The organism is Paractinoplanes abujensis, assembly GCF_014204895.1.
Classification (GTDB): domain Bacteria; phylum Actinomycetota; class Actinomycetes; order Mycobacteriales; family Micromonosporaceae; genus Actinoplanes; species Actinoplanes abujensis.
In genome coordinates this window covers 4,500,764-4,521,118 of record NZ_JACHMF010000001.1, presented here as the reverse complement: position 1 = coordinate 4,521,118, position 20,355 = coordinate 4,500,764, and the positions used below count along the sequence as shown (strand labels likewise).

Genomic DNA, 20,355 nt, shown 5'->3' with positions numbered 1-20,355 from the left:
ATGCCCTATCGCGTATCCGACCGCGACGTATCCGGCGACACCGACGAACGCCCTTGCCCGACGTGGCTTGGGTGATGACGTCCGCGGCGTGCGCCGCCGCGGCTTGGGGAATTTCCGACTTCCTGGCCGGCTGGTTGGCCCGCCGCCTACCTGTCGTGACCATCCTCGTCTGGTCCAAGGTCGCGGCGATGCTGCTGGCCCTGGCCGCCGCCGCGGTCTGGGCCGTCCCACCGGTCGCCGACGCCCGCCTGTGGCTGGCCGTGCCGGCGGGCCTGGCCGGCTTGCCCGCCATGGGCCTGCTGTACCGCGCCATGCGCGACGGCTCCCTGGCCGTGGTCGCACCCGTCGCCGCGGTCGCCGCCCTGGTCCCCGTGGCCTGGGGCCTCCTGCACGGCGACCGGTTGAGCCTCTTCGCCGTGCTGGGCACAGTGGCGGGCCTGGCCGGCGCCACCCTCGCCGGCTGGCCCGTACCCGGCCATCGTCACCGTCGCCCCCACCACTCGGCCAATGTGTGCGCGCTGGGCGCCGCGCTCGGCTTCGGCATCTACTTCGTACTCCTGCACGAAGCCGCCACCGCGAGCCAGTTCTGGTCCGTCGCCTACGCGCGCATCGCCGAGGGCACAGCCGCCCTGCTGGTCCTGGCCGTCATGCACGTCCGCCGTCGAACCCGCAAAGCCCTCACCACCCCAACGCCCACTGTCACCACTCCTGCCGCCGGGCCCGCTGCTTCCGCCGTGTCGGCTGCCGGGCCCGCTGCTTCGGCCGTGTCGGCTGCCGGGCCCGCTGCTTCCGCCGCGCCCGCCATCGCTGACCTTTCCCCGCCCACAAAGACGTCTCGCGGACTGAGCGCTCGCAACGTCGTTCCGGTCTTCCTCGTAGGCGCCACCGACGCGTTCGCCGACGCAGCCTTCATCGCAGCCGCCGCCGCGGCTTTGGCCCCCGCGGCTGTGGTCGCGTCGCTCTACCCGGCGGTAACACTGCTGCTCAACCGCTCCCTTCTACGCGAGCGCCTGCACACAGTGCACCTCTACGGCGTGCTGGCCGCGCTGCTCGCCGTGGCATGCCTGGCCCGATGACCGTCCATCTAACCTGCGCGCTGAGCCGTCGTCGGTGTCGTCCGGCGCGCCGGACGGACCGTCGAAGGACCCGACCGCCTCACACGCCCCCAGGGTCTGTAGACCGACAGAACCGTGGCCAGGCTCAGCAAGGTCAGCGACACGATCGGCGGCATGATCAGGCTGCTGATGTCGTGCGAGACCTTCTCGCCGGCGGACAGGCGGGCCCCGAACTCGGCTATCCCCGGCATGCCCGGCCGCAAAAGCACCAGGATCAGCGTGCACAGCACGACGTTCAGCACCAGTTTGACGCCGACCCACCAGTAACGGATCAGACCCCACTTCGTACCCAGCCCCAGCACGAACCCGGTGATCAGGCAGATCAGCCCGGACGTCAGCATCGGCCACACGACGAACGTGCCCAGCGCCTGGTAGGCCAGTCCCCGCCGCGCGAGGTCGTCGCTCAGCCCGCCGATGCCCACGAGCACGGCCACGATCACGTCGATGCCGATCCACGCTCCGGCCGACACGACGTGCAGCACGAGCCAAAGCTTCCGAAAGGTGGGTCGCAGAACCATGCGTCCAGCTTGTGCGACCACCGGCCGCGGCTCGTCGGTTCCGGGGCGGCTTCCTCCGTACGCCCTGCGACGTACACAGCCGCCCCCCGCACGTGGCACGGTGAGCACATGCGCGTACGTGACCTGGCCGTCCCCGCCGCCCTGGCCGCGGTCGGTGTGGCCACCATGCCCGTGCTCGATCGGTTCTCACCGACGGATCACCCCCTCAACCTGACCGCCGTGGCGCTGATTCTCGCCACCGCCGCCACCACCGCTCTACGTCACCGCTGGCCCGGTCCTGCTCTGCTCACCACATCCGCGCTCACCTCCACCTACCTGATCATCGGTTTCCCGTACGGCCCGATCCTGTTGTCCTTCGCCGTCTGCGTCTACGCCGTGGCCCGCCACCGAGCCCCGCGCCGAGCGGCCCTCTGGGCAACCCCGGCGCTGCTCGTGCTGCTGATCCATCTCGTCTTCGATGAGCCGCTGATCGGCCTGGCACCCGGAACGGCCTGGGTGGTCGTCCCGTTCACGCTCGGGGCGGCCCGCCGGCTGGTCGCCGAGGCCCAGACCCGTGAGCGCGCCGAGGCGGAGCGGCGGGTCGCGGACGCCGAACGCCTGCGGGTGGCGCAGGAGGTGCACGACGTCGTCGGCCACGGCCTCGCCGCGATCCAGATGCAGGCCGACATCGCGCTGCACCTCCGTGACGCACGACCCGAATTGGCGCTCGAAGCCCTCGAAACGATCAGCAAAGCCAGCTCCGAGGCCCTCGACGAGTTGCGAGCCACCCTGGCCGGGCTTTCCTCGCCGGGGCTTTCCGGGCTCGAAGACCTCTGCGCCCGCGTCCGCACGGCCGGCGTGGCCGTCGACCTCACCGTCGACGGAACACCGAGCCCGCTGCCCACCGCAGCCGACGTCGCCGCATACCGAGTGCTGCAGGAGGCCCTGACCAACGTCGTGAAGCATGCCGACCAGCCGCGAGCCCGGGTCACGATCCAGCACCGCCCGGACCGCGTCGACCTGGGCGTTTTCAACTCCGTCGCCGCTGCCGGCCACTCGGACGGATTCGGCATCACGGGGATGCGCCGCCGCGTCGAGCAGCTTGGGGGCGACCTGACTGCCTCAACCCGAGCCGGGACCTTCACCCTCCAAGCCGTCATCCCCCGGGAGCGCCGCCCGTGATCACCGTGATGCTCGCCGACGACCAGGACCTGGTGCGCCTCGGGCTGCAGACCCTCTTCGACGCGACCGAGGGTTTCACCGTCGCCGCCGAGGCCGCCGACGGTCTGGCCGCCGTCGCCGAGGCCCGCCGCACCCGGCCGGACGTAGCGCTCATGGACATTCGTATGCCGGGCATCGACGGGCTGGAAGCCACCCGACGCATCGTCTCCGACCCCGAACTGACCTCGACGAGGGTCATCGTTCTCACTACCTTCGAGCATGACGAATATGTCTTCACGGCCTTGCGTGCCGGCGCGAGCGGCTTTCTTCTCAAGAACACCAAACCGCCCGCCTTGCTGGACGCAGTCCGCACCGTGGCCGACGGCGGCGCCCTGTTGGCCCCCTCGGTCACCCGCACCCTGATCCGCGAATTCACCGGCCTGGCTCCGCACACCCGGACCCCGCACCCCGGACTCGACCGGCTGACCGACCGGGAGCGCGAGATCGTCATCCTGGTCGCGCAGGGCCTGAGCAACCACGAGATCGCCGAACATCTCGTCGTCAGCCCGGCCACGGCCCGCACCCACGTGAGCCGCTCGATGACCAAGCTGGGCGCCCGGGACCGCGCCCAGCTCGTCGTCTTCGCCTATCAATCCGGCCTCGCCTGAGCACGGCCGCGCGCCAGCGCAAGCCCGCCGAGCGCTATCGACATCGGGCCCAGAATCAGGGCCGCCCAGCCACCGACCACGCCGTTCCCCGTGCCGGGGCCGCCGTCGGCCGTGGCCACCACCAGGACGCCCACGACGGTGCTGAGCGTGCCGGCGATCACGGCACGGACGGAACCTTTGCGTCTCGCGTTGGCCAAGGACCAGAGCCCCACGGCGACGCCGGCCAGGGCGAGCAGGGCCGCCGCCGTTGCTGTCAAACGATCCAGGGTGAACATCGTCTGTCTCCTTTCGCCTCTGCATCGTGCTGCGCGAGAGGGTCAGGGGCATCGTGCCGATGTGGACAATCGGCTACTGCGTTCGCAGCAGTCGAGAACGCCTGCGTTCGTACGACGCGCCCCTCGCGCCCGGCGGTTAATGTGCCCGCATGGACAGAACGTGGGATTGGGTGATCGCGGTCGGGGTGGCCGTGATCATGCTGGTTACGGGGCTGTCCTCCACCGGGTTCGAGGCGGTCGGCTACCCACTTCTGGTGATCGGCGGACTGGCCCTGGGGGAGCGCCAGCGGGCGCCGGTCGTCGTCCTGTTAGTCGCGGGCGTGTGTGCGATCGGCTATCAGGCGGCCGGGTTCGACGCCTTCGCCGTGGCCTATCTGATCGCGGTCTACTCGGCGATGCGGGCGGGGCACCGGGTCGTCACGGTGGTGACCAGCGTCGTCGTGCTGGTCGCGCTGCCCGTGGCGGCACTGTTCGCGGGCGCGCACGGTCTCGGCGAGGCGTTCACGCGGTCGCGCGGCGTCCTCGAGCTGGCGTGGCTGGTCGCGGCCGGCGCGGCTGGGGAGGCGTTACGACAGGCTGAGCAGCGGGCAGACGAGGCCGTGCGCACGCGCGAGGCGGTGGCGCGCCGCCGGGCCGACGAGGAGCGGCTGCACATCGCTCGCGAGCTGCACGATTCGCTCACCCACCAGATCTCGGTGATCAAGGTGCAGTCCGAGGCCGCGGTGCACGTGGCCGAGCGGCGCGGTGAGGCGGTCCCCGAGGCGTTACTGGCCATTCGCGATGCCGGCCGCGCGGCCACTCGTGATCTGCGCGCGACCCTCGAGGCGCTGCGGGAGGACGCCGACGTGCCCCGGCAGGGCATCGAGCAGCTCTCCGAGCTGGTCGAGCATTCGCGGCGGGCCGGGGTCGAGACCACGTTGACCTTCGAGGGCGAGGGGGCCGAGGTACCGTTCGCGGTCGACCGGACGGCGTATCGAATAGTCCAGGAAGCCCTCACGAATGTCGCCCGCCATGCCGCGGCGGCCAGGGCCACGGTCCGCATCGGCTACCGACCCGACACGTTGACCATCCGCGTGGAGGACGACGGCGCAAACCGGCTCGACCCCTGCCAACAAACCGGCGTCGCGGAAACCGGTGTAGGGAAAGCCGGCATCACTGAGGCCGGCATCACTGAGGCCGGCGTCGCGGAGGCTGGCGTCGGAGAAGCCGGCGTTGCGGAGCCCGGCATCGCGGAGGCTGGCGTTGGAGAAGGTGGCGTTGCGGAGGCTGGCGTCGCGGGAGTGGGCGTGGGGCAAGGTGGCGTGGCGGAGGCTGGCGTTGGAGAAGCCGGCGACGTGGGAGGGTCTGGTTCGGGGCGGCCGCGTCCCGGGGTTGGGCTGGTGGGGATGCGGGAGCGTGTTGCCGCTCTCGGGGGCAGCATCCGGGCCGGGCCGCGGGAGGGTGGGGGATTCGCCGTCGAAGTCGAGTTGCCATGGGGCCGTGCTGGATGATCAGGGTGTTGCTTGTCGACGATCAGCCGTTGATTCGCAGTGGGTTCCGGGCGCTGCTCGACCTCGAGGACGATATCGAGGTCGTGGCGGAGGGCAACGACGGCCACGAGGCGCTGGAGCTTGCCCGGCAGCATGTGCCTGACGTGGCTCTGATCGACGTTCGGATGCCGGGCGGCGATGGGATCGAGGCCACCGAGCGCATCGCGGAGGATCCGGCGCTCGCCGGAGTGCACGTGGTGATTCTGACCAATTACGGGCTGGACGAATATGTGTTTCACGCCCTGAGGGCGGGGGCGGCCGGGTTCCTGGTGAAGGACATCCAGCCCGAGGACTTCGTGCATGCGGTGCGGGTCGCCGCGCGGGGGGAGGCGCTGCTCGCCCCGGCCATCACCCGCAAGCTGATCGACCGGTATGTCACCCGGCCGCCCCGGCCCGCGGCGGGCCTGGACGGGTTGACGAACCGCGAGCGGGAGGCGGTCGCGCTCGTCGCCCACGGGCTCTCCAACAGCGAGCTGGCCGCGCACATGGCGATCACCCCGATCACAGCGAAGACGCATGTCAACCGGGCGATGACCAAGTTGCGGGCCCGCGACCGGGCCCAGCTGGTGGTGATCGCGTACGAATCCGGACTGGTGAAGCCTGCACAGAGCTGAGGCCGTACCGAACCGAAGCCCGAACCGAACCATGACCTCAAGACGATCGTGAGGGTGCCATGCCGATAGGACGACTGCACCACCTCATCGTTGACTGTCCGGAACCCGCGGTTGAGGGACGGTTCTGGAGTGCTGTTCTCGGACAGCCGATCACCTTCGACGACGGTGACTTCGTGGTTGTTTCGGCCGATACGACCAGCTCCGGGTTGGCCTTTCAGCGGTCTGCCCAGCATCGGGCGCCGACCTGGCCGGATCCCGCCGTGCCGCAGCAGATGCACCTGGACGTCATGGTCGATGATCTCGCGGTGGCGACCGACGCCGTGCTCGCGCTCGGGGCGCTGCCGTTGCGCGGCGACCACGTGTTCGCCGACCCGGCCGGTCACCCGTTCTGCCTGATCCCGCGTCCGGGATGGGCCGCGCCGGTGCACCCCGGTGTTGAGCCCGCCGGTGCCCCGCCGCCGGAGTGAGCCGGAGCAGGAGGGGGCCGGAGCAGGCGGAGGGGGCCGGAGCAGGAGGGGGCCGGAGCAGGCGGAGGGGGCCGGAGCAGGCGGGGGGAGCCGGAGCAGGCGGGGGGAGCCGGAGCAGGTGGAGGGAGGCGGAGTAAAGGGATCTCGGTGGGGAAATGAGAACGGCAGAACGCCGGACCAGGAGGTTGTCATGCCGGGGAGCAAAGAACTGCCGGGCACGCTGAAGCGGTCGCCCAAGAAGGCTCAGCGCACGTTCATCAAGGCGCACGACGCGGCGGTGAAGGAGTACGGCGAGGGGGAGCGGGCCCACCGCACCGCGCTGGCCGCCGTCAAGCACTCCTTCGAGAAGGTCGGGGATCACTGGGAGCCCAAGGAGAAGAAAGGCCCCAGCGACAAGAAGGCCGCCGGTGGCCGCAAGACCAAGGCGAAGACGGCGGGCGGGGTCGACGCCAACGCGAGCAAGAAGCACCTGCTCGAGGTGGCGAAGAAGCTCGACATCAGCGGCCGCACCACCATGAAGAAGGGTGAGCTGGTCAAAGCCATCCAGAAGAAGAGCCGCTGACGGCCGGCCTACGCGTCGAGGCGCAGGATCGTCTCTTCGATCTCGATGCCGCGCGCGCCGGCGAACCCGACCTCCGTGCCCACCTCGACGAAGCCGGCCCGCCGCAGCACTTTCAGGGACGCGAGGTTGTCGCTGGCGGCGCGGCCGTACAGGGGCCGTACGGGGACCTCGTGCAGGAGGAGTTCGAGCGCGCGGCCGGCGATGCCCCGGCCCCAGAACGCCCGGTCGACCCAGTAAGTGACCTCGGTATCGCCCTCGATGACGAAGGCGGCCACGCTGCCCACCAAGCGGCCGTCGAGGGTGATCGCCCGGTTCGTCACGTCGGGGCGGGCGCGGATCTTGGTCATGTGCGCGTCGAAGGCGGCCCGGTCGTCGGGGTCGCGGCCCACGAACGCGGCCATCCGCACCGATTCCGGGTCGCGCATCTGCTCGAACAGCGCGTCGAGATCCGCATCTTCCAGTGGGCGCAACGCCACCTCAGCCATCACTGCCTCCCGTCGTCAGCCCGATTCTCCCCCCTTGTTGAGCATCGTGTTGACCCGCTGCACGACGGCGAAGCCGGCCGGCGGCGCCCTGAGGCCGACGGGGCGGCACGGTCAAGCGGCGACAACCCCCCGCTGATCGACGGACAGGACCGGCCGTGCGGGTGAATCGGGGAAGCGTGTTGCGGCCTAGCCTCGTGATCGTCTTGAACGCGAGAGGATCTCATGACTGTTCGCGATCGCCGGGTGGCGGTCGGTCTGGTGGGGGCCGTTCTGCTGGCGGCGGGTGCGGCGGTCTGCACCGGTGTCCGGATCGGTGCGGACGGGCGACCCCCGGCCGAGTACGCCGTGCCCCCGGAACGCCAGGCGGAGCCGGTAGAGCCGCAGCGCCCGGTGGAGTCGCACGGGTCGCAGCACCCGGTGAAGCCGGTGGAGCCGGGGACCGCGGCCCCGGTGCCGGAAACCGTCCCGCCGAGCTCCAGCCGGCCCACCCGGACGCCGCCGCCGGTGTGGGGGCAGAAGGTCATCGCGAGCACGGGCGTCCTGACGACCGGGCAGAGCTGGGCCACGAACCGGCTCCGGCTCACGGTGACCGAGCAGGGCGACCTTGTGCTCCGCGATCAGGGCCGGGTCGTCTGGCGGACCGGCACGACCACGGGGGTCAAGCTCGTCATGCAGAACGACGGCCACCTCGTGCTGTACGACGCGGGCAACGGCACGGCGTGGAGCAGCGGCACGGCGGGCAACCCGGGCGCGGTGCTGATCCTGCGGGCCGACGGTGAGATGGTCGTCGCGCTCGGAGGGCGTGTGCTCTTCCGCGCCTGAAAGGGAATTACGCTTCGGTCATGACAACCCTTGCTGCCCGTACGATCGCGGCCCTGCGCGCCGAGCACGACGCCCTCGCCGCGCTGGCCGACACCCTCACGCCCGACCAGCTCAAGGGCCCGTCCGGCGCCTCCGAGTGGACTGTCGCCCAGGTCTTCTCGCACCTGGGCAGCGGAGCCGAGATCGGGCTGGCCGCTTTCCGGGCCGAGCTGGGCCAGGCCGAGAAGCCCGGCCCCGACTTCAACCAGGGCGTGTGGGACCGGTGGAACGCGCTGAGCCCCGAGGAGCAGGCGGCCGGCTGGCGCGAGTCGGACGAGACGTACGTGGCCGCTTTCGAGTCGCTGACGCCCGAGCAGCAGGAGTCGGTGACGGTCAACCCGGGTTTCCTGCCGGAGGCGATCCCGCTGGCGTCGTTCGCGGGGATGCGGCTCAACGAGGTGGCCAACCACACGTGGGACATCCGCGCCGGCCTGGACCCGGCGGCGGCCCTGCGGCCGGAGTCGGCGGAGCTCGTGGCCGAGCACCTCAGCGGCGGGCTGGCCTTCCTGATCGGCTTCATCGCCAAGCTCGACCTGGTCGGTGAGCCCGCCGTGGTCGAGATCAGCGGCACGCCGTACCGCATCGTCCTGGGCGACGAGGCCCGTCTCACCACCGACCCGGCCACCGCGACGGCCACCTTCACGGGCCCGTTGGAGGCGTCGCAGAGGCTGCTGACCGGGCGGCTCGGCCCGCGCTACACCCCGGCCGGCGTCGGCGTCAGCGGCAACGTCACGCTCGACCAGCTGCGGACCACGTTCCCCGGCTTCTGACCCCCCGTATCCGACCGGCCGCGCGTTCAGCTCTGTGGGAGTCGTGCGGCCGTCGGCTCCTTTTTGTCCGTATTCGACGCTGTGCGGACCGCCCTCAAAACACCCAGCAACGGGGGGTCCAAGATTGTTGACGCCGTCTCCATAAAGGAGTTCTCGTCGAGATGTGCGCTCAATTCGACGAGACGATCGATGTTGTTGCCCGTCTCAGGCAATTCCAACCCGAAGCGGATGACCAGTGCTCGGCAGTGGAATGTGACGGCCTCCAGCAGGTCGCCCGTGTCGGCACGCAGATTACCCAGTTGGCTCAGCGTGGTGGCGGCGCCGACTCGATTGCCGATTTCTTCCTTGATGGTCAGGGCTTGTTGGTAACGGCGTTCGGCTTCGGCGTGGTCACCCCGGTAGTGGGCCAGCGTGCCGAGCTGGTGATAGCCGGTGGCAGCGCTGGCCCGATCACCAAGCTCCTCGGCGACGGTGAGCGTTTGTTGATAGCGGCGTGCAGCTTCGATGTCGTCGCCGCGCAGCTGCGCGAGGTTTCCGAGCTGGCCGTAGGTGTAGGCGGCATTGGCTCGGTCGCCGAACTCCTCCGCGATGGCCAGGGACTGTTGGTAGCGGCGTTCGGCTTCGTCGTAGTCGCCGCGACGTTGGGCGAGCATGCCGAGCTGGTGGTAAGTCGTAGCAACGCTTTCTTGATCGCCGAGCTCCTCGGCGATGGTCAGCGTTTGCTGCAGGCGACGTTCGGCCTCGATGTAGTCACCCCGGTCCTGCGCGAGGACCCCGAGTTGACCGTAAGTCCTGAAGACATTGGCCCGGTCACCGCTCTTCTCTTTAAGGGTCAGCGCTTGGTGGTAGCGGCGTTCGGCTTCGTCGTAGTCGCCTTGCATCTGCGCTGACAAGCCGAGGTGGTGATAACAGGAGGCGGCGCCGTCCTGATTGCCGAATTCTTCCGCGATGGCCAGAGATTGTTCGTAGTGACGTTCGGCCTCCTCGTAGTCGCCACGCGTCTGCGCTAACACGCCGAGTTGGTGGTGCCACACGCCGCGGTGGGGTGAGCCGGGTTCCAGCCGGCGAAGGATGTCATGAATGAGGCTGGTTTCGTGGTCCCATGCTCCCCAGGTGTGGAGCTGACCGCAAATGAGTTCAGTGACATCGCTCGCGGGTTCTGTGTCCCCGCCAGCGAGGAGATGATGGCGCGCCTCTTGCAAGTCGTGAAGTACTGACGCCTGGTCCTGTGGCCAGACGTCGACCCGCCATTGCCAGTACGCGGCGGCCGCCCGGTGCGCGTCGGTCACGAGCTCGAGGGCCTTATGAGGCGCCCGGCCGGTATTCCAGTTCTTCTGGAGTTCGGTCGCCGTCCATCGGTGCATGACGACTCGTCCGTCGTTCACCTCGGTGACAAGGCTGGTCGCGACCAGCTGCTCGACCAGACCAGCCAGGTCGTCCGGTGGGCTGAACGGAGGCCGAGGCAGCTGATTGAGGTCTTCCAGCAGCCGGACCAGCCGCTCCCGGTCCGGTGCGGACAGGGGGCTGTTCCCGCCGGCAGCGTCAGCGATCTGCTCTCGTTTCAGCTGGTGTTGGGCCAGAAAAGTCATGATTTGACCGGCCGTCTGTCGTCGGTCGACCACGTCAGGATTCGGGGTGCCGACCTGAAAGAGCAGCCCGTTCACGTCGACCGGTTCGCGGTAGACGCTGATCCCGGCTAGCAGCCGCACAGCGTCAGGTATGTCGGCCAAGTGAGCCAGATGCGCGGTCAGAAGCACGTCTTCGGCGGCCAGGGTCACCGTGTCGGCCAGGGCGGCATCCAGTGTGCGCTCCTGAGCCAGCCAGGCGCTGGTTTCGGCCGGGCCGAGCCGTTGTTTGATCGCGCTGCGCAACCGGCGCGTGATGTCGTCGAACCGGCCCCGCCCCACCGCCTTGCCCTGATCGTCAGGCAGCAGTGCGTCGAGGTACTCCAGCGCCCGTGGATGTCCGCCGACCGTGCGCCAGATCTGTTCCTGCGCCTCGAGCTCTGTCGTATACCGGTCGAGTCGAGGCAGCGACCACAGCAGCTTGCGCGTCTCGGCCAGGCTCAGCGGAGGGACCTGGTACGTGTGCAGCTGGTCGGTTGCCACGACGAATCGGTAGCGGCAGGTGATGAGCAGCCGGCTGCGGCCAGGATTGGCCAGCCACGTGGCGAGCAGGTCGGCCAACGCGGTGTCCTTGGTCGACCAGCCCTGATCGCGGACGAGGTTGTCCTCGAAGTTGTCCACGACCAGCAGGACGGCGGTGTCGACCAGCACGACCTCGCGGAGCAGCGCGAACCTTTCCCGCCAGGGCAGGTCCACACGTTCGGCCGCCTGCACCGCCACAGCACGGTCCCCGGTGAGTTGCTGGCGCCGCATCAGGTCTCGCCGGGCCGCTCCGGCCACTGCTCTCAGCACGTCGTCCACGGTGATCTCGCCGTATACCGTGGCCAGCCGCCAGTCCGGCGACAGGTCGAGCATGCGGCGCACGATCTCGGCCGACAGCGTGGTCTTGCCGATGCCGCCGATCCCGTGCAGCAGCACCCCCGACGTCTCGGCACCGGACAACAGGGTGGGCAGGGTCCGCTGGGCGTGACGGCGGCCCACGAACTGCCCGACCGGCCGGGCCAGGAGACCGCCGAGGTCCGACACCACCTCAGCGCGTGGTTCGGCCGGCGCGTCGCCGTCCACCACCGTCACCGACGGGGAGCCGGTCAGCACGCTGACCACGCTCCACTCGTCCATGCCGGCCACCAGCTGCGCGATCGGCTGGACATCGGCGGCCAGCTCACGCTGCACCGCGCGCCGGGCCTGCGCCACCGCGGCCACGACGTCCGGTGAGCGGGCACCCGCGAGTTCGGCGTACACCCGCGCGAACAACCGGGTGGCGTACACGTCGGTGACCGAAGTCTGTGTCGCGAGGACCGCACCCACGCCTCGCTCGGCCAGCTGGGCGGCGAACGATCCGCCTTCGTCCTCGCCCTCGGCGTCGGTGTAGCACGCGGCCAGTGAGATCACCCGCGGCATCCGGCCTTCCGGAATCGCCTCCCGCACCAGCTCGTCCGCGGTGATGTCGCGGGCGTTGCCCTGTTCGTCCTCCAGGTGCAGGATCCCGGGGCTGCCGTGGGCGGACAGATGCAACACGTGCGTCGTGTCCTCGTCCAGGATGGCACGGATCGCTGCTGTGGTGGCGAAGGGAACAATCCGCACGACCGCCCGGGAGCGGTACGCCCGGTGCACCGCGTCCAGCACGCTACCCAGCTCGCGTTCGTAGTCCAGCAACGGGCCGCCGCCGGTTTCCGGTGACGCGATCGCCACCACGATCCGCAGAGGACCCGCGACCGGGCCCGAGCGGGAGCCTGCCGCCGGCACCTTCCGGTACACCGACACCAGGTCGTGCATCACCAGCGGACGACCGGTCACCGGTTCGGCCAGGGCTTCCCACGGCAACGACCAGCGGCCCGGCGCCTCGATCCCGATCCGGGCCGGAACGTGCAGGCGCTGGGCCCGGTGCAGCACCCGGGACAGGGCTTGGGCCACCGGCAAGGGCAGGAACGACTCCGCCATCAGCTGCCCGGCCCGGCGCAGCGACACCACACCCGCCGCCTCGCCCGACCCGACGAGATCACGTACCACTGCGCGTGGCCGGCCTCGCTCCCTCCGTACGTCGTACAGGGCGTTGACCAGGCCCGGCTGCACCCCTGAGTGCGGAGCGGTCACGTGCTCACCGGCGCCGGCCACGCGGACCTCCGTGTCCGACACCGTCAGCACCACGTCCAGCAGCCCGCCCGGTGGCACCCCGTCGTCGACCGCCGGTGAGGCCAGCCCCTCGAGTAGCGGCAGCAGGTCTTCCACGCGGGCCACCCACACCGCGCCGGCCAGCCGGCCGCCCGCCGACATGTAGCGACCCGACACCACCCCGGCCACGGCCCGGTCGGACTCCCGCAGCACCGGCGCACCGCTCATTCCGGGCATCACCGTATCGGCCTGAACCCGTGCCCACAGAACACGGTCGCGTAGCGCCGGCCCTTGCCACTGGCCGCCCGAGGTCAACAGCTCGTACGTGTGCTCCCCGTCCTCGACCGTCGGGAAGCCCGCGATCGACACCGCCACATCCGCCCGCAGCGTGTCGGACGGGACGAACTCCGAACGCGACCGCTCCAGGGGATGGGCTGTGCGCAGAACCGCCAGGTCGTGCACCTCGTCGAGCCGCTCCACGGTGGCGTCTTGCACGGGCCCGCCGGCCACCGGACCGACCCGTACGGCGTCACCGGCCTCGGACACCACGTGTGCCGCCGTGACCAGCACGCCCGGGTTCACCTGGAAACAGGTGCCCACCGGTGTTCCGTCCCCGGTGACGACCCGCCCAAGAAATTCGTACCCGGCCACCCGCACGGTCTGAGCCACGACGAAACCCTTCTCCTGCGGCCGAAGGGGCATCATCGCAGCGCCGGAAATTCGAAACAAGACGCCGAAAGAGCGACACAGCGGTCTCAGCCGGCGAGGGAACCCCAGCTCGGGGACTCGCCGGCGGGGGAGCGGTGTTGCGGTACGTGCCACGGGTTGTCGTCGCGCAGCGGCTCGGGCAGCAGGGCGGCCGGGGCGTCCTGGTAGACCACCGGGCGCAGGAAACGGGTGATCGCCGCGGTGCCGACCGACGTGGTGGTGGGGTTGGTGGCGGCCGGGAACGGGCCGCCGTGTTGCATCGCGGGGGTCACCGCGACGCCGGTGGGCCAGCCGTTGAACAGCACCCGCCCGGCCAGCGTCTGCAGGGAGGTGACCAGCGAGTGCAGCCACGGCGAGTCCTCGCCCGCGGCTACGTGCACGCCGGCCGTCAGGGAGCCCTCGACCACCTCGGCCAGCACGGCGCCCAGCGGTTCGCCCGGCGTGTAGCGCACCACGATCGACAGCGGGCCGAAGGCTTCCTGCAGCAGGGTGTCCCGGTGTTCGAGCAGTGTGGCCAGGTCGGTCTCGACCAGGGTCGGGGTCGCGCCGTCGTCGGTCACCGCGCCCTCGACGAGCACCGTGACGCCCGGCGTGCCCAGCACCTCGGAGCGGCGGCGCGTGTAGCCGTCGACGATGCCGGGGTGCAGCAGCTTGTGCGGGCCGACCGCATCGAAGGACGCCGGAAATGCGGGCCCCGAGGGGACGAACAGCAGGCCGGGCTTGGTGCACAGCTGGCCGGCCGATCCGGAGACGCTGGCCGCGAAGCCCGAGGCGATTGCCGCGGCGCGTTCGGTCAGGGCCTCGGGGGTGACGACGACCGGGTTGAGGCTGCCCAGTTCGCCGTAGAACGGGATGGGCCGGGGCCGGGCGGCGGCGATCGCGGCCAGGGCCTGCCCGCCGGCCAGTGAACCCGTGAAGGCGGCGGCGGTGATCCGTTCGTCCTGGAGCGCGGCCACCCCTTCGTCCTGGCCGTGGATGACGCCGAGTGCGCCCGCGGGCAGCGCGGTGTTCAGGACCTCGGCCGTACGGTCGGACAGGCGCGGATGGCCGGGGTGCGCCTTCACGACGACGGGGCAGCCGGCGGCCAGCGCTGACGCCGTGTCGCCTCCGGCCACCGAGAACGCGAACGGGAAGTTGCTGGCCGCGAAGTTGAGCACGGGGCCCAGCGGCACGAGGTAGCGCCGCAGGTCGGGCCTCGGGCCGAGCACGAAGTCGGGGTCGGCGGCGTCGAGGCGTACGTCCAGGAACTCACCGGCCGCCGCGACCTCGGCGAACAGCTTGAGCTGCACCGCCGTCCGCTTGATCTCGCCGCGCAGGCGTGGCTCGGTCAGGCCGGTCTCCTCGACGGCCAGGGGCACGAGGTCGTCGGCCGCGACCAGCAGGGCGCCGGCCGCGGCCACCAGCCAGGAGGCACGCTCCCGCGGGGGCTGTGCGGCCAGAACCGGGGCGGCCGCGGCGGCGGCATCCAGAGCACTCATGAACTCATCCTCGCAAAACGCGTAGCCGGTATCGACCGCTGCCGGGCCGCGCGCCCGTGGTCGTCACGCGAGGCCTTCGGTCTGGGCCACCGAGCGTGGCTCGGGTGGGGTGCGGGTGAACACCTCCAGGAGGAAGTCGGCCTCCTCGTGCCGGGCCTGACGGGCCAGGCCGGGCTGGGCGCCGAGCCGTTCGTGCACTTCGTCGCCGGGGCGGGCGTGTTCGTCGACCGGGTGCCGCCAGTGCACGGCGATCAGGTCGCCGCCGGGTTCGAGGGCGGCCACCGTGCGGTCGAGCAGCGTGCGCAGGTCGTGGTCGTCGAAGTAGTAGCCGAGCTCGGACAGCACGATCAGGTCGAACGTCTCGTCCGGCCAGTCGGTGGGCATCCGCGCGGTGCGCACGGTGACGTGCGGGTGGGCGGCCAGGTGGCCGGCCGCCGTGGCCACCGCGGACGGGATCGCGTCGACCGACAGGAGGCGGTCGCAGCGGGCGGCCAGGCGTGCGGTGAGCCGGCCGGTCGAGCAGCCGGGCTCGAACCCCGACCGGTAGTGCCGGCGCGGCAGCGAGTCGACTGTGAGGGCGTGCTTGCGGGCGTCGTACCAGCGGGTGGCGAAGCTCCACGGGTCGGCGTCGCGGGCGTACAGGTGCTCGAAGTAGCTTGTCGGCGTGGTCACCGGAAGACCGCCTCGTACGGGCGGGCGAAACGGGCCAGCACGTGCGGGGGCAGGATCGCCGCGTCGGCCGGATCGGGACCGAGGGGCGCGATCTGGCTGGGGAAGGCCGCGATGGCAGCGGCTTTCGCCGCGGACGCCATCTCGTCCAAGTCGATCCGGAGACAGCGGTCCCACGGCACCCGCGCGTCGCCGGGTGCGGCCCAGTGCCACGTCCAGATCGGGTATTCGAGCAGCACCGCCCCGGTGGCCTCGCAGGCCCGGGCGGCGGCCCGCCCCACCGCCTCGTGATCGGGGTGCCCGTCCTCGCGCCAGGTCGCCAGGCACCACCGGCCGGGGGCGAGCAGCCCGGTCAGGATCTCGGTCAGCGGCCCCTCCTCGATCTTGCCGTCGGGCTGCCCCAGCCGGTGCACGCGGGCGTCGCCCAGCCCCAGCCGGCGCAGGGCCTCGTCGGTCTCGGCGCGCCGGATCGCGGCCAGCTCGGCCTGCGTGTGCACGGTCGAGCCGGGGTGCGAGGCCTCGCCGTCGGTCACCGCGACCAGTTCGGCCCGGCCCAGCGTGGCCATCAGCCCGGCCACGCCGAGGATCTCGTCGTCGGGGTGCGGCGCCACGACCAGCGGCGTGCCCGCGCCGGCCAGGGGCAGCTCGGGCCAGGCGGCGGTCGCGGGCCAGGCCCGCCAGTCCTCCTCCGGTGTGCCCTGTTCGATCACGATCGGCTTCACCACGGCGCTTCCTCCTGCACGAGACGGCCCAGCTGCTCGAGGTCGGCCTCGGCGTGGCTCTGCCGCAGATAGACGGTGAGGTCGGCGACCCGCCGGGCGTGGCGCTCGTCGCGGCACAGCGGGCCCGCCCCGAGCGCGCGGCCCACCCGGTCGATCACCTCGGTGGCGGCGGCCTCGACCGTTGCCCGTACGCGTAACGCCAGCCGGTGCTGCACGGCGGTGGGGTCGGCGTCGATCGCGGCGGCGGCCTCGGCCAGCACCGCCCGCGCGGCGCCCAGGGCCACGTCGACCGCGCCCAGGTGGGCCAGCGCGTGCGGTCCGTCCGCCTTCTCGCGCAGCAGGTCGGCGAGACCCAGCGCGCCGCCGTACCAGCAGGCCGCGACGCCGATCCCGCCGTGCCAGAAGCCGGGCCGGTGCACGTAGTCGCCGGGCCCGCCGACCGGACGGCCGGGCGCGTCGGTGAACCGGATCGTGCGGCTGTCGCTGGCCGCCATCCCCACCGCGGGCCAGGTGCCGCCGAGCGGGACGGCCCACGGGGGCTCGTTGACGATCGCGAAGAGCCGGATGCCGTCCGGGGCCTCGGCCGTGACCAGCGCGTGGGTGCACCACCCGGCGCCGGAGCACCAGGGCCGCTCACCGCTGATCCGCCAGCCCTCGGCCGTCTCCACAGCCCGCAGCGACTGCGGAACAGCGGCCCACACGCCCCAGCGCCGGCCGGTGGCGGGTGGGCCGTCGTCTCCCAGTTCGGCCCGGATCGCGACCGCGTCGGCGTGGCCTTCCCCGAGCCGCGCGGCCACCGGATCCTGCCGCCCGAGCTCAGCCAGCTGCCACAACCGTTCGGCCGTGGCGCCCTTACCGGGCAGTGGTTCTATGTTGAGCACGAGTCGGCGATATACCCGCCGCTCCGGTGATCAACCAAGTTGTTTTCCGTACGGCAAACGTCTGATCCGGGCGGCCGCGACGGCCACCGCGGCCGCGGGCACAACGACCGCCGCACCCACGACGGCACGGCCCCATCGGCCGGGGCCGCCCTCCTGCCGGGGCCGGGAACCGAACACGTTGCCGTCGTGCGCCTCGATCGGCTGCCGGCTCAGGCCGCCGCGCCGCATCAGCGGTCCGACCAGGGCGTCGTACAGGGACGGAAGAGCAGTGAAGCCGAACTCGATGAGCCGGTTGGTAGCACCCACCGACACCTCGCCGCGGGGTTTGCCGGCCAGCTTGACGACGGCGGCCGCCATGCGCTCGGCCGAGTCCACCGGCGGCGGCGGGCGCCCGACGAACCCGGCGTAGTTGGCCGCGCTGGCGTAGATGGGGGTGTCGACGCTGCCCGGGGCCAGCGAGCACACGTGGATGTCCTTGGCGTCCCGGGTCTCCTGCCGGAGGATGCGCGCCAGGCCCCGGGCGCCCCACTTCGCGGTCACGTAGGCCGACACGTACGGGACGGCGACGTGCCCCAGCAGCGACCCGACCAGGATCAGCGTGCCGTGGCCCTGCGCGCGGAACTGCCGCAACGCCGTACGGGAGACATTGGCCGGGCCCAGGAGGTCGGTTGTGATCACCCGGTCGAACACCTCGGGCGGCAGATCCTCGAATTTCCCGTACGCCATGACGGCCGCGGTGTCCACCCACACGTCGATTCGCCCGTGCCGCTCGACCGCCGCCTTCGCCAGCGCCTCCAACTCCTCGCGGTTGGTCACGTCGGTCGGGACGACCAGGGCGTCCCCACCGCACTCGGCCGCTGCCGAGGCCAGATCGTCTCGTCCGCGGGCCGCCAGCACGACCCGATCCCCTCGCCGGGCGAACGCCACGGCCGACGCCCGGCCGATTCCGCTGGACGCCCCGGTCACCACCACCACGCGTGAGCTCATGGACGTTCTGCATACCCGCCCGGAGCCCGGGTATCCGGGGCGTATGAAGGCACTCACCTGGCAAGGCACCGGCAAAGTGGCCGTGGAGAACGTTCCCGACCCCAAGATCCAGGAGCCCACGGACGCGATCGTCCGCATGACGTCGACCGCGATCTGCGGCTCCGACCTGCACCTGTACGACGTGCTGGGCATGTACCTCGACAAGGGCGACATCCTCGGCCACGAGCCGATGGGCATCGTCGAGGAGGTCGGGGCCGAGGTCACGCACATCAAGCCCGGTGACCGCGTGGTGATCCCGTTCAACATCTCCTGCGGGCACTGCTGGTTCTGCCGCAAGGGCTACTTCGCGCAGTGCGAGACCACCCAGGTCAAGGAGCAGGGCAAGGGCGCCTCTCTGTTCGGTTACACCAAGCTCTACGGGCAGGTGCCCGGCGGCCAGGCCGAGTACCTGCGCGTGCCGCAGGCCCAGTTCGGGCCGATCAAGGTGCCGGACGGGCACCCCGACGAGCGCTACCTGTTCCTCTCCGACGTGCTGACCACCTCGTGGCAGGCCGCGAAGTGGGCCGACATCGAGCCCGGCGGCACGGTGCTGGTCACCGGGCTCGGCCCGATCGGTCAGATGTCGGCCCGGATCGCCCGCCACCTGGGCGCCGAGCGGGTCCTCGCGGTCGACAACGTGCCCGAGCGGCTGGCCATGGCCGAGCGGCACGGCATCGAGGTGCTGAACTTCGACAAGATCGACGACATCGGCGAGGCCGTCCGGGACGTGACCGACGGCCGCGGCGCCGACTCGGTGATCGAGGCCGTGGGCATGGAGGCGCACGGCACCCCGTTCCAGTCGGCCGCGATGAAGGCGGCCGGTCTGCTGCCCGACCCCCTCGCGCGCAAGGCCACCGAGACGTTCGGCGTCGACCGGATGGCCGCGCTGCGGACCGCTTTCCAGTCCGTACGGCGGGCCGGCACCATCTCGATCATCGGGGTCTACGGCGGCGAGGCCGACCCGTTCCCGATGATGGACCTGTTCGACAAGGGCGTCACGATGCGGATGGGCCAGGCTCACGTGAAGCAGTGGGTGGACGACATCCTGCCCCTGCTGACCGGCGACGACGACCCGCTCGGGGTGGACGACCTGACCACCCACCGCCTCCCGCTGGAGGAGGCCCCGCACGGCTACGAGATCTTCAAGAAGAAGGAGGACGGCTGCATCAAGGTCGTCCTCAAGCCGTAAACGACGTGGCCGGGCCCGCGGGCCCGGCCATGTTCCGGCCCGTCCGGCTCACTCGTCGCCGGAACCCGGTTCGGCCATCTTGCGGTGCATCTCGCCCTTGAGCTTGTCCGGCATCACCTTGGACATCGCGCCCTGCACCTTGGTCTTGACCGAGCCGGCCACGACCTTCTCCTTGTCCTTCTGCAGGGCCTCGAAGCCCTGCTTGGCCACCACGGCCGGGTCGTCCTTGGCGCTCGAGCCGACCTTGGTGTCGTCCATCTGGGCCCGGTGGAAGAAGTTGGTGTCGGTGGGCCCGGGCATCAGCGACGTCACGGTGACGTTGGTGTCCTTCAGTTCGGCCCGCAGCGCCTCGGCGAACGACTGCACGAACGACTTCGACGCGTTGTAGACGGCCTGATAGGTGCCCGGCATCATCGAGGCGATCGACGACGTGAACAGGATCTGGCCGGCGTCACGGGCCACCATGTCCGGCACCACGCGCTTGGCCAGGTGCACGGTCGAGGTCACGTTGACGTCGATGACGTTCAGCTCCTCGCGCAGGTCGGTCTCCGTGGCGAAGTCGCCGCCGATGCCGCGCCCCGCGTTGAGGGCGATCGCGTCGACCGGGCGTCCCGCTTCCAGGATCGCCGCGTACAGGTGCTCGACGCCCTCGTAGTGCGCCAGGTCCGCCCGTACGGCAGTCACCTGGTTCTGCCCGTCGCGGCGCAGATCGGCCGCGGCCTGCTCGATACCGTCGTCCTCGGCGCAGAGCAGCAGGTCGTACCCGTGCTCAGCGAACTGCTTGGCCAGCTCGTACCCGATCCCGCTGGAAGCCCCGGTCACCACTGCGAACGCATTCGTCGACGTTGTCATGCGGATCGCATGCCCGCCCGGCCCCGTTTCAACCGACGGTTCAGCCTACGATTCATGGCCATGGCATGCGATCCCGCACGGCGCCCGTC

General features: G+C 71.0%; 20 protein-coding genes and 1 pseudogene. 10 read left to right on the top strand and 11 right to left on the bottom strand.

What is annotated here, in order from left to right:
* Positions 1-74 precede the first annotated feature (74 nt).
* Complete coding sequence (locus BKA14_RS20300; RefSeq protein WP_184956844.1) at positions 75-1,076, top strand: EamA family transporter; 1,002 nt, start codon at positions 75-77, stop codon at positions 1,074-1,076.
* 8 nt (positions 1,077-1,084) lie between these two features.
* Here BKA14_RS20300 and BKA14_RS20295 read toward each other — a convergent pair whose 3' ends face one another.
* The gene (locus tag BKA14_RS20295) at positions 1,085-1,633 is read right to left on the bottom strand and encodes a hypothetical protein (RefSeq protein WP_184952504.1); all 549 of its coding nucleotides are present in this window, start codon (positions 1,631-1,633) and stop codon (positions 1,085-1,087) included.
* 108 nt (positions 1,634-1,741) lie between these two features.
* On the opposite strand from BKA14_RS20295, the gene BKA14_RS20290 reads away from it, so the two are divergent.
* Both BKA14_RS20290 and BKA14_RS20285 read left to right on the top strand, forming a co-directional pair.
* Positions 1,742-2,794, top strand: coding sequence for a sensor histidine kinase (locus tag BKA14_RS20290; protein WP_184952503.1), 1,053 nt, complete (start codon positions 1,742-1,744; stop codon positions 2,792-2,794).
* The gene (locus BKA14_RS20285; RefSeq protein WP_184952502.1) at positions 2,791-3,441 is read left to right on the top strand and encodes a response regulator; all 651 of its coding nucleotides are present in this window, start codon (positions 2,791-2,793) and stop codon (positions 3,439-3,441) included. Before BKA14_RS20290 ends, BKA14_RS20285 begins: the two co-directional genes overlap by 4 nt.
* On the opposite strand, the gene BKA14_RS20280 is transcribed toward BKA14_RS20285, so the two are convergent.
* A complete protein-coding gene (locus BKA14_RS20280; protein WP_184952501.1) occupies positions 3,423-3,716 on the bottom strand; it encodes a DUF6223 family protein in 294 nt (97 codons plus the stop codon). The genes BKA14_RS20285 and BKA14_RS20280 overlap by 19 nt on opposite strands.
* A 149-nt stretch (positions 3,717-3,865) precedes the next feature.
* On the opposite strand from BKA14_RS20280, the pseudogene BKA14_RS45600 reads away from it, so the two are divergent.
* Positions 3,866-4,546, top strand: a pseudogene (locus BKA14_RS45600) (histidine kinase); the annotation flags it as partial.
* On the opposite strand, the gene BKA14_RS45595 reads toward BKA14_RS45600, so the two are convergent.
* Complete coding sequence (locus BKA14_RS45595; protein ID WP_369076716.1) at positions 4,481-5,011, bottom strand: pentapeptide repeat-containing protein; 531 nt, start codon at positions 5,009-5,011, stop codon at positions 4,481-4,483. The pseudogene BKA14_RS45600 and the gene BKA14_RS45595 sit on opposite strands and share 66 nt — an antisense overlap.
* 191 nt (positions 5,012-5,202) lie before the next feature.
* On the opposite strand from BKA14_RS45595, the gene BKA14_RS20260 reads away from it, so the two are divergent.
* The 3 genes from BKA14_RS20260 (at position 5,203) to BKA14_RS20250 (ending at position 6,888) form a co-directional block, all read left to right on the top strand.
* Entirely contained in the window at positions 5,203-5,859 is a 657-nt protein-coding gene (locus BKA14_RS20260; protein WP_184952500.1) for a response regulator, read from the top strand.
* Positions 5,860-5,918: 59 nt separating this feature from the next.
* Positions 5,919-6,326: a VOC family protein gene (locus BKA14_RS20255; RefSeq protein WP_184952499.1), complete on the top strand. Its 408-nt coding sequence runs from the start codon at positions 5,919-5,921 to the stop codon at positions 6,324-6,326.
* A gap of 190 nt (positions 6,327-6,516) precedes the next feature.
* A complete protein-coding gene (locus tag BKA14_RS20250) occupies positions 6,517-6,888 on the top strand; it encodes a ChaB family protein (RefSeq protein WP_184952498.1) in 372 nt (123 codons plus the stop codon).
* An 8-nt stretch (positions 6,889-6,896) separates the two neighbouring features.
* On the opposite strand, the gene BKA14_RS20245 is transcribed toward BKA14_RS20250, so the two are convergent.
* The gene (locus BKA14_RS20245; protein ID WP_184952497.1) at positions 6,897-7,373 is read right to left on the bottom strand and encodes a GNAT family N-acetyltransferase; all 477 of its coding nucleotides are present in this window, start codon (positions 7,371-7,373) and stop codon (positions 6,897-6,899) included.
* A gap of 222 nt (positions 7,374-7,595) precedes the next feature.
* Between BKA14_RS20245 and BKA14_RS20240 the strand changes: the two genes are divergently transcribed.
* Both BKA14_RS20240 and BKA14_RS20235 read left to right on the top strand, forming a co-directional pair.
* On the top strand, positions 7,596-8,195 hold the full coding sequence (locus BKA14_RS20240; RefSeq protein ID WP_184952496.1) for a hypothetical protein: 600 nt from the start codon (positions 7,596-7,598) through the stop codon (positions 8,193-8,195).
* A 20-nt stretch (positions 8,196-8,215) separates the two neighbouring features.
* The gene (locus BKA14_RS20235; RefSeq protein WP_184952495.1) at positions 8,216-9,004 is read left to right on the top strand and encodes a maleylpyruvate isomerase family mycothiol-dependent enzyme; all 789 of its coding nucleotides are present in this window, start codon (positions 8,216-8,218) and stop codon (positions 9,002-9,004) included.
* 26 nt (positions 9,005-9,030) lie between these two features.
* Here the strand turns inward: BKA14_RS20235 and BKA14_RS20230 are convergent, their stop codons facing one another.
* From BKA14_RS20230 to BKA14_RS20205, 6 genes are all read right to left on the bottom strand, one after another.
* Positions 9,031-13,410, bottom strand: coding sequence for a tetratricopeptide repeat protein (locus BKA14_RS20230; RefSeq protein ID WP_184952494.1), 4,380 nt, complete (start codon positions 13,408-13,410; stop codon positions 9,031-9,033).
* Positions 13,411-13,496: 86 nt separating this feature from the next.
* The gene (locus BKA14_RS20225) at positions 13,497-14,927 is read right to left on the bottom strand and encodes an aldehyde dehydrogenase family protein (RefSeq protein ID WP_184952493.1); all 1,431 of its coding nucleotides are present in this window, start codon (positions 14,925-14,927) and stop codon (positions 13,497-13,499) included.
* A 63-nt stretch (positions 14,928-14,990) separates the two neighbouring features.
* A complete protein-coding gene (locus tag BKA14_RS20220) occupies positions 14,991-15,599 on the bottom strand; it encodes a class I SAM-dependent DNA methyltransferase (RefSeq protein ID WP_184952492.1) in 609 nt (202 codons plus the stop codon).
* Entirely contained in the window at positions 15,596-16,321 is a 726-nt protein-coding gene (locus tag BKA14_RS20215; RefSeq protein ID WP_239092982.1) for a PIG-L deacetylase family protein, read from the bottom strand. The genes BKA14_RS20220 and BKA14_RS20215 overlap by 4 nt, the downstream gene beginning before the upstream one ends.
* On the bottom strand, positions 16,315-17,199 hold the full coding sequence (locus BKA14_RS20210) for an acyl-CoA dehydrogenase family protein (RefSeq protein WP_184952491.1): 885 nt from the start codon (positions 17,197-17,199) through the stop codon (positions 16,315-16,317). Before BKA14_RS20210 ends, BKA14_RS20215 begins: the two co-directional genes overlap by 7 nt.
* Positions 17,200-17,229: 30 nt before the next feature.
* Positions 17,230-18,186 (bottom strand): SDR family NAD(P)-dependent oxidoreductase, encoded by a 957-nt coding sequence (locus BKA14_RS20205; RefSeq protein ID WP_184952490.1) that lies wholly within the window; start codon positions 18,184-18,186, stop codon positions 17,230-17,232.
* A gap of 43 nt (positions 18,187-18,229) precedes the next feature.
* Here BKA14_RS20205 and BKA14_RS20200 point away from each other — a divergent pair, with 43 nt between their 5' ends.
* Positions 18,230-19,414 (top strand): zinc-dependent alcohol dehydrogenase, encoded by a 1,185-nt coding sequence (locus BKA14_RS20200; RefSeq protein ID WP_184952489.1) that lies wholly within the window; start codon positions 18,230-18,232, stop codon positions 19,412-19,414.
* Positions 19,415-19,462: 48 nt separating this feature from the next.
* On the opposite strand, the gene BKA14_RS20195 is transcribed toward BKA14_RS20200, so the two are convergent.
* On the bottom strand, positions 19,463-20,266 hold the full coding sequence (locus tag BKA14_RS20195) for an SDR family NAD(P)-dependent oxidoreductase (RefSeq protein ID WP_184952488.1): 804 nt from the start codon (positions 20,264-20,266) through the stop codon (positions 19,463-19,465).
* Between the last annotated feature and the right edge of the window lie 89 nt (positions 20,267-20,355).

Excerpts from the sequence above, each read along its gene's own strand:
- BKA14_RS20300 (WP_184956844.1), top strand. The coding sequence starts at position 75 with ATGACGTCCGCGGCGTGCGCCGCCGCGGCTTGGGGAATTTCCGACTTC.
- BKA14_RS20295 (WP_184952504.1), bottom strand. The coding sequence starts at position 1,633 with ATGGTTCTGCGACCCACCTTTCGGAAGCTTTGGCTCGTGCTGCACGTC.
- BKA14_RS20290 (WP_184952503.1), top strand. The coding sequence starts at position 1,742 with ATGCGCGTACGTGACCTGGCCGTCCCCGCCGCCCTGGCCGCGGTCGGT.
- BKA14_RS20280 (WP_184952501.1), bottom strand. The coding sequence starts at position 3,716 with ATGTTCACCCTGGATCGTTTGACAGCAACGGCGGCGGCCCTGCTCGCC.
- BKA14_RS20260 (WP_184952500.1), top strand. The coding sequence starts at position 5,203 with ATGATCAGGGTGTTGCTTGTCGACGATCAGCCGTTGATTCGCAGTGGG.
- BKA14_RS20255 (WP_184952499.1), top strand. The coding sequence starts at position 5,919 with ATGCCGATAGGACGACTGCACCACCTCATCGTTGACTGTCCGGAACCC.
- BKA14_RS20250 (WP_184952498.1), top strand. The coding sequence starts at position 6,517 with ATGCCGGGGAGCAAAGAACTGCCGGGCACGCTGAAGCGGTCGCCCAAG.
- BKA14_RS20245 (WP_184952497.1), bottom strand. The coding sequence starts at position 7,373 with ATGGCTGAGGTGGCGTTGCGCCCACTGGAAGATGCGGATCTCGACGCG.
- BKA14_RS20240 (WP_184952496.1), top strand. The coding sequence starts at position 7,596 with ATGACTGTTCGCGATCGCCGGGTGGCGGTCGGTCTGGTGGGGGCCGTT.
- BKA14_RS20235 (WP_184952495.1), top strand. The coding sequence starts at position 8,216 with ATGACAACCCTTGCTGCCCGTACGATCGCGGCCCTGCGCGCCGAGCAC.
- BKA14_RS20225 (WP_184952493.1), bottom strand. The coding sequence starts at position 14,927 with ATGAGTGCTCTGGATGCCGCCGCCGCGGCCGCCCCGGTTCTGGCCGCA.
- BKA14_RS20205 (WP_184952490.1), bottom strand. The coding sequence starts at position 18,186 with ATGAGCTCACGCGTGGTGGTGGTGACCGGGGCGTCCAGCGGAATCGGC.
- BKA14_RS20200 (WP_184952489.1), top strand. The coding sequence starts at position 18,230 with ATGAAGGCACTCACCTGGCAAGGCACCGGCAAAGTGGCCGTGGAGAAC.
- BKA14_RS20195 (WP_184952488.1), bottom strand. The coding sequence starts at position 20,266 with ATGACAACGTCGACGAATGCGTTCGCAGTGGTGACCGGGGCTTCCAGC.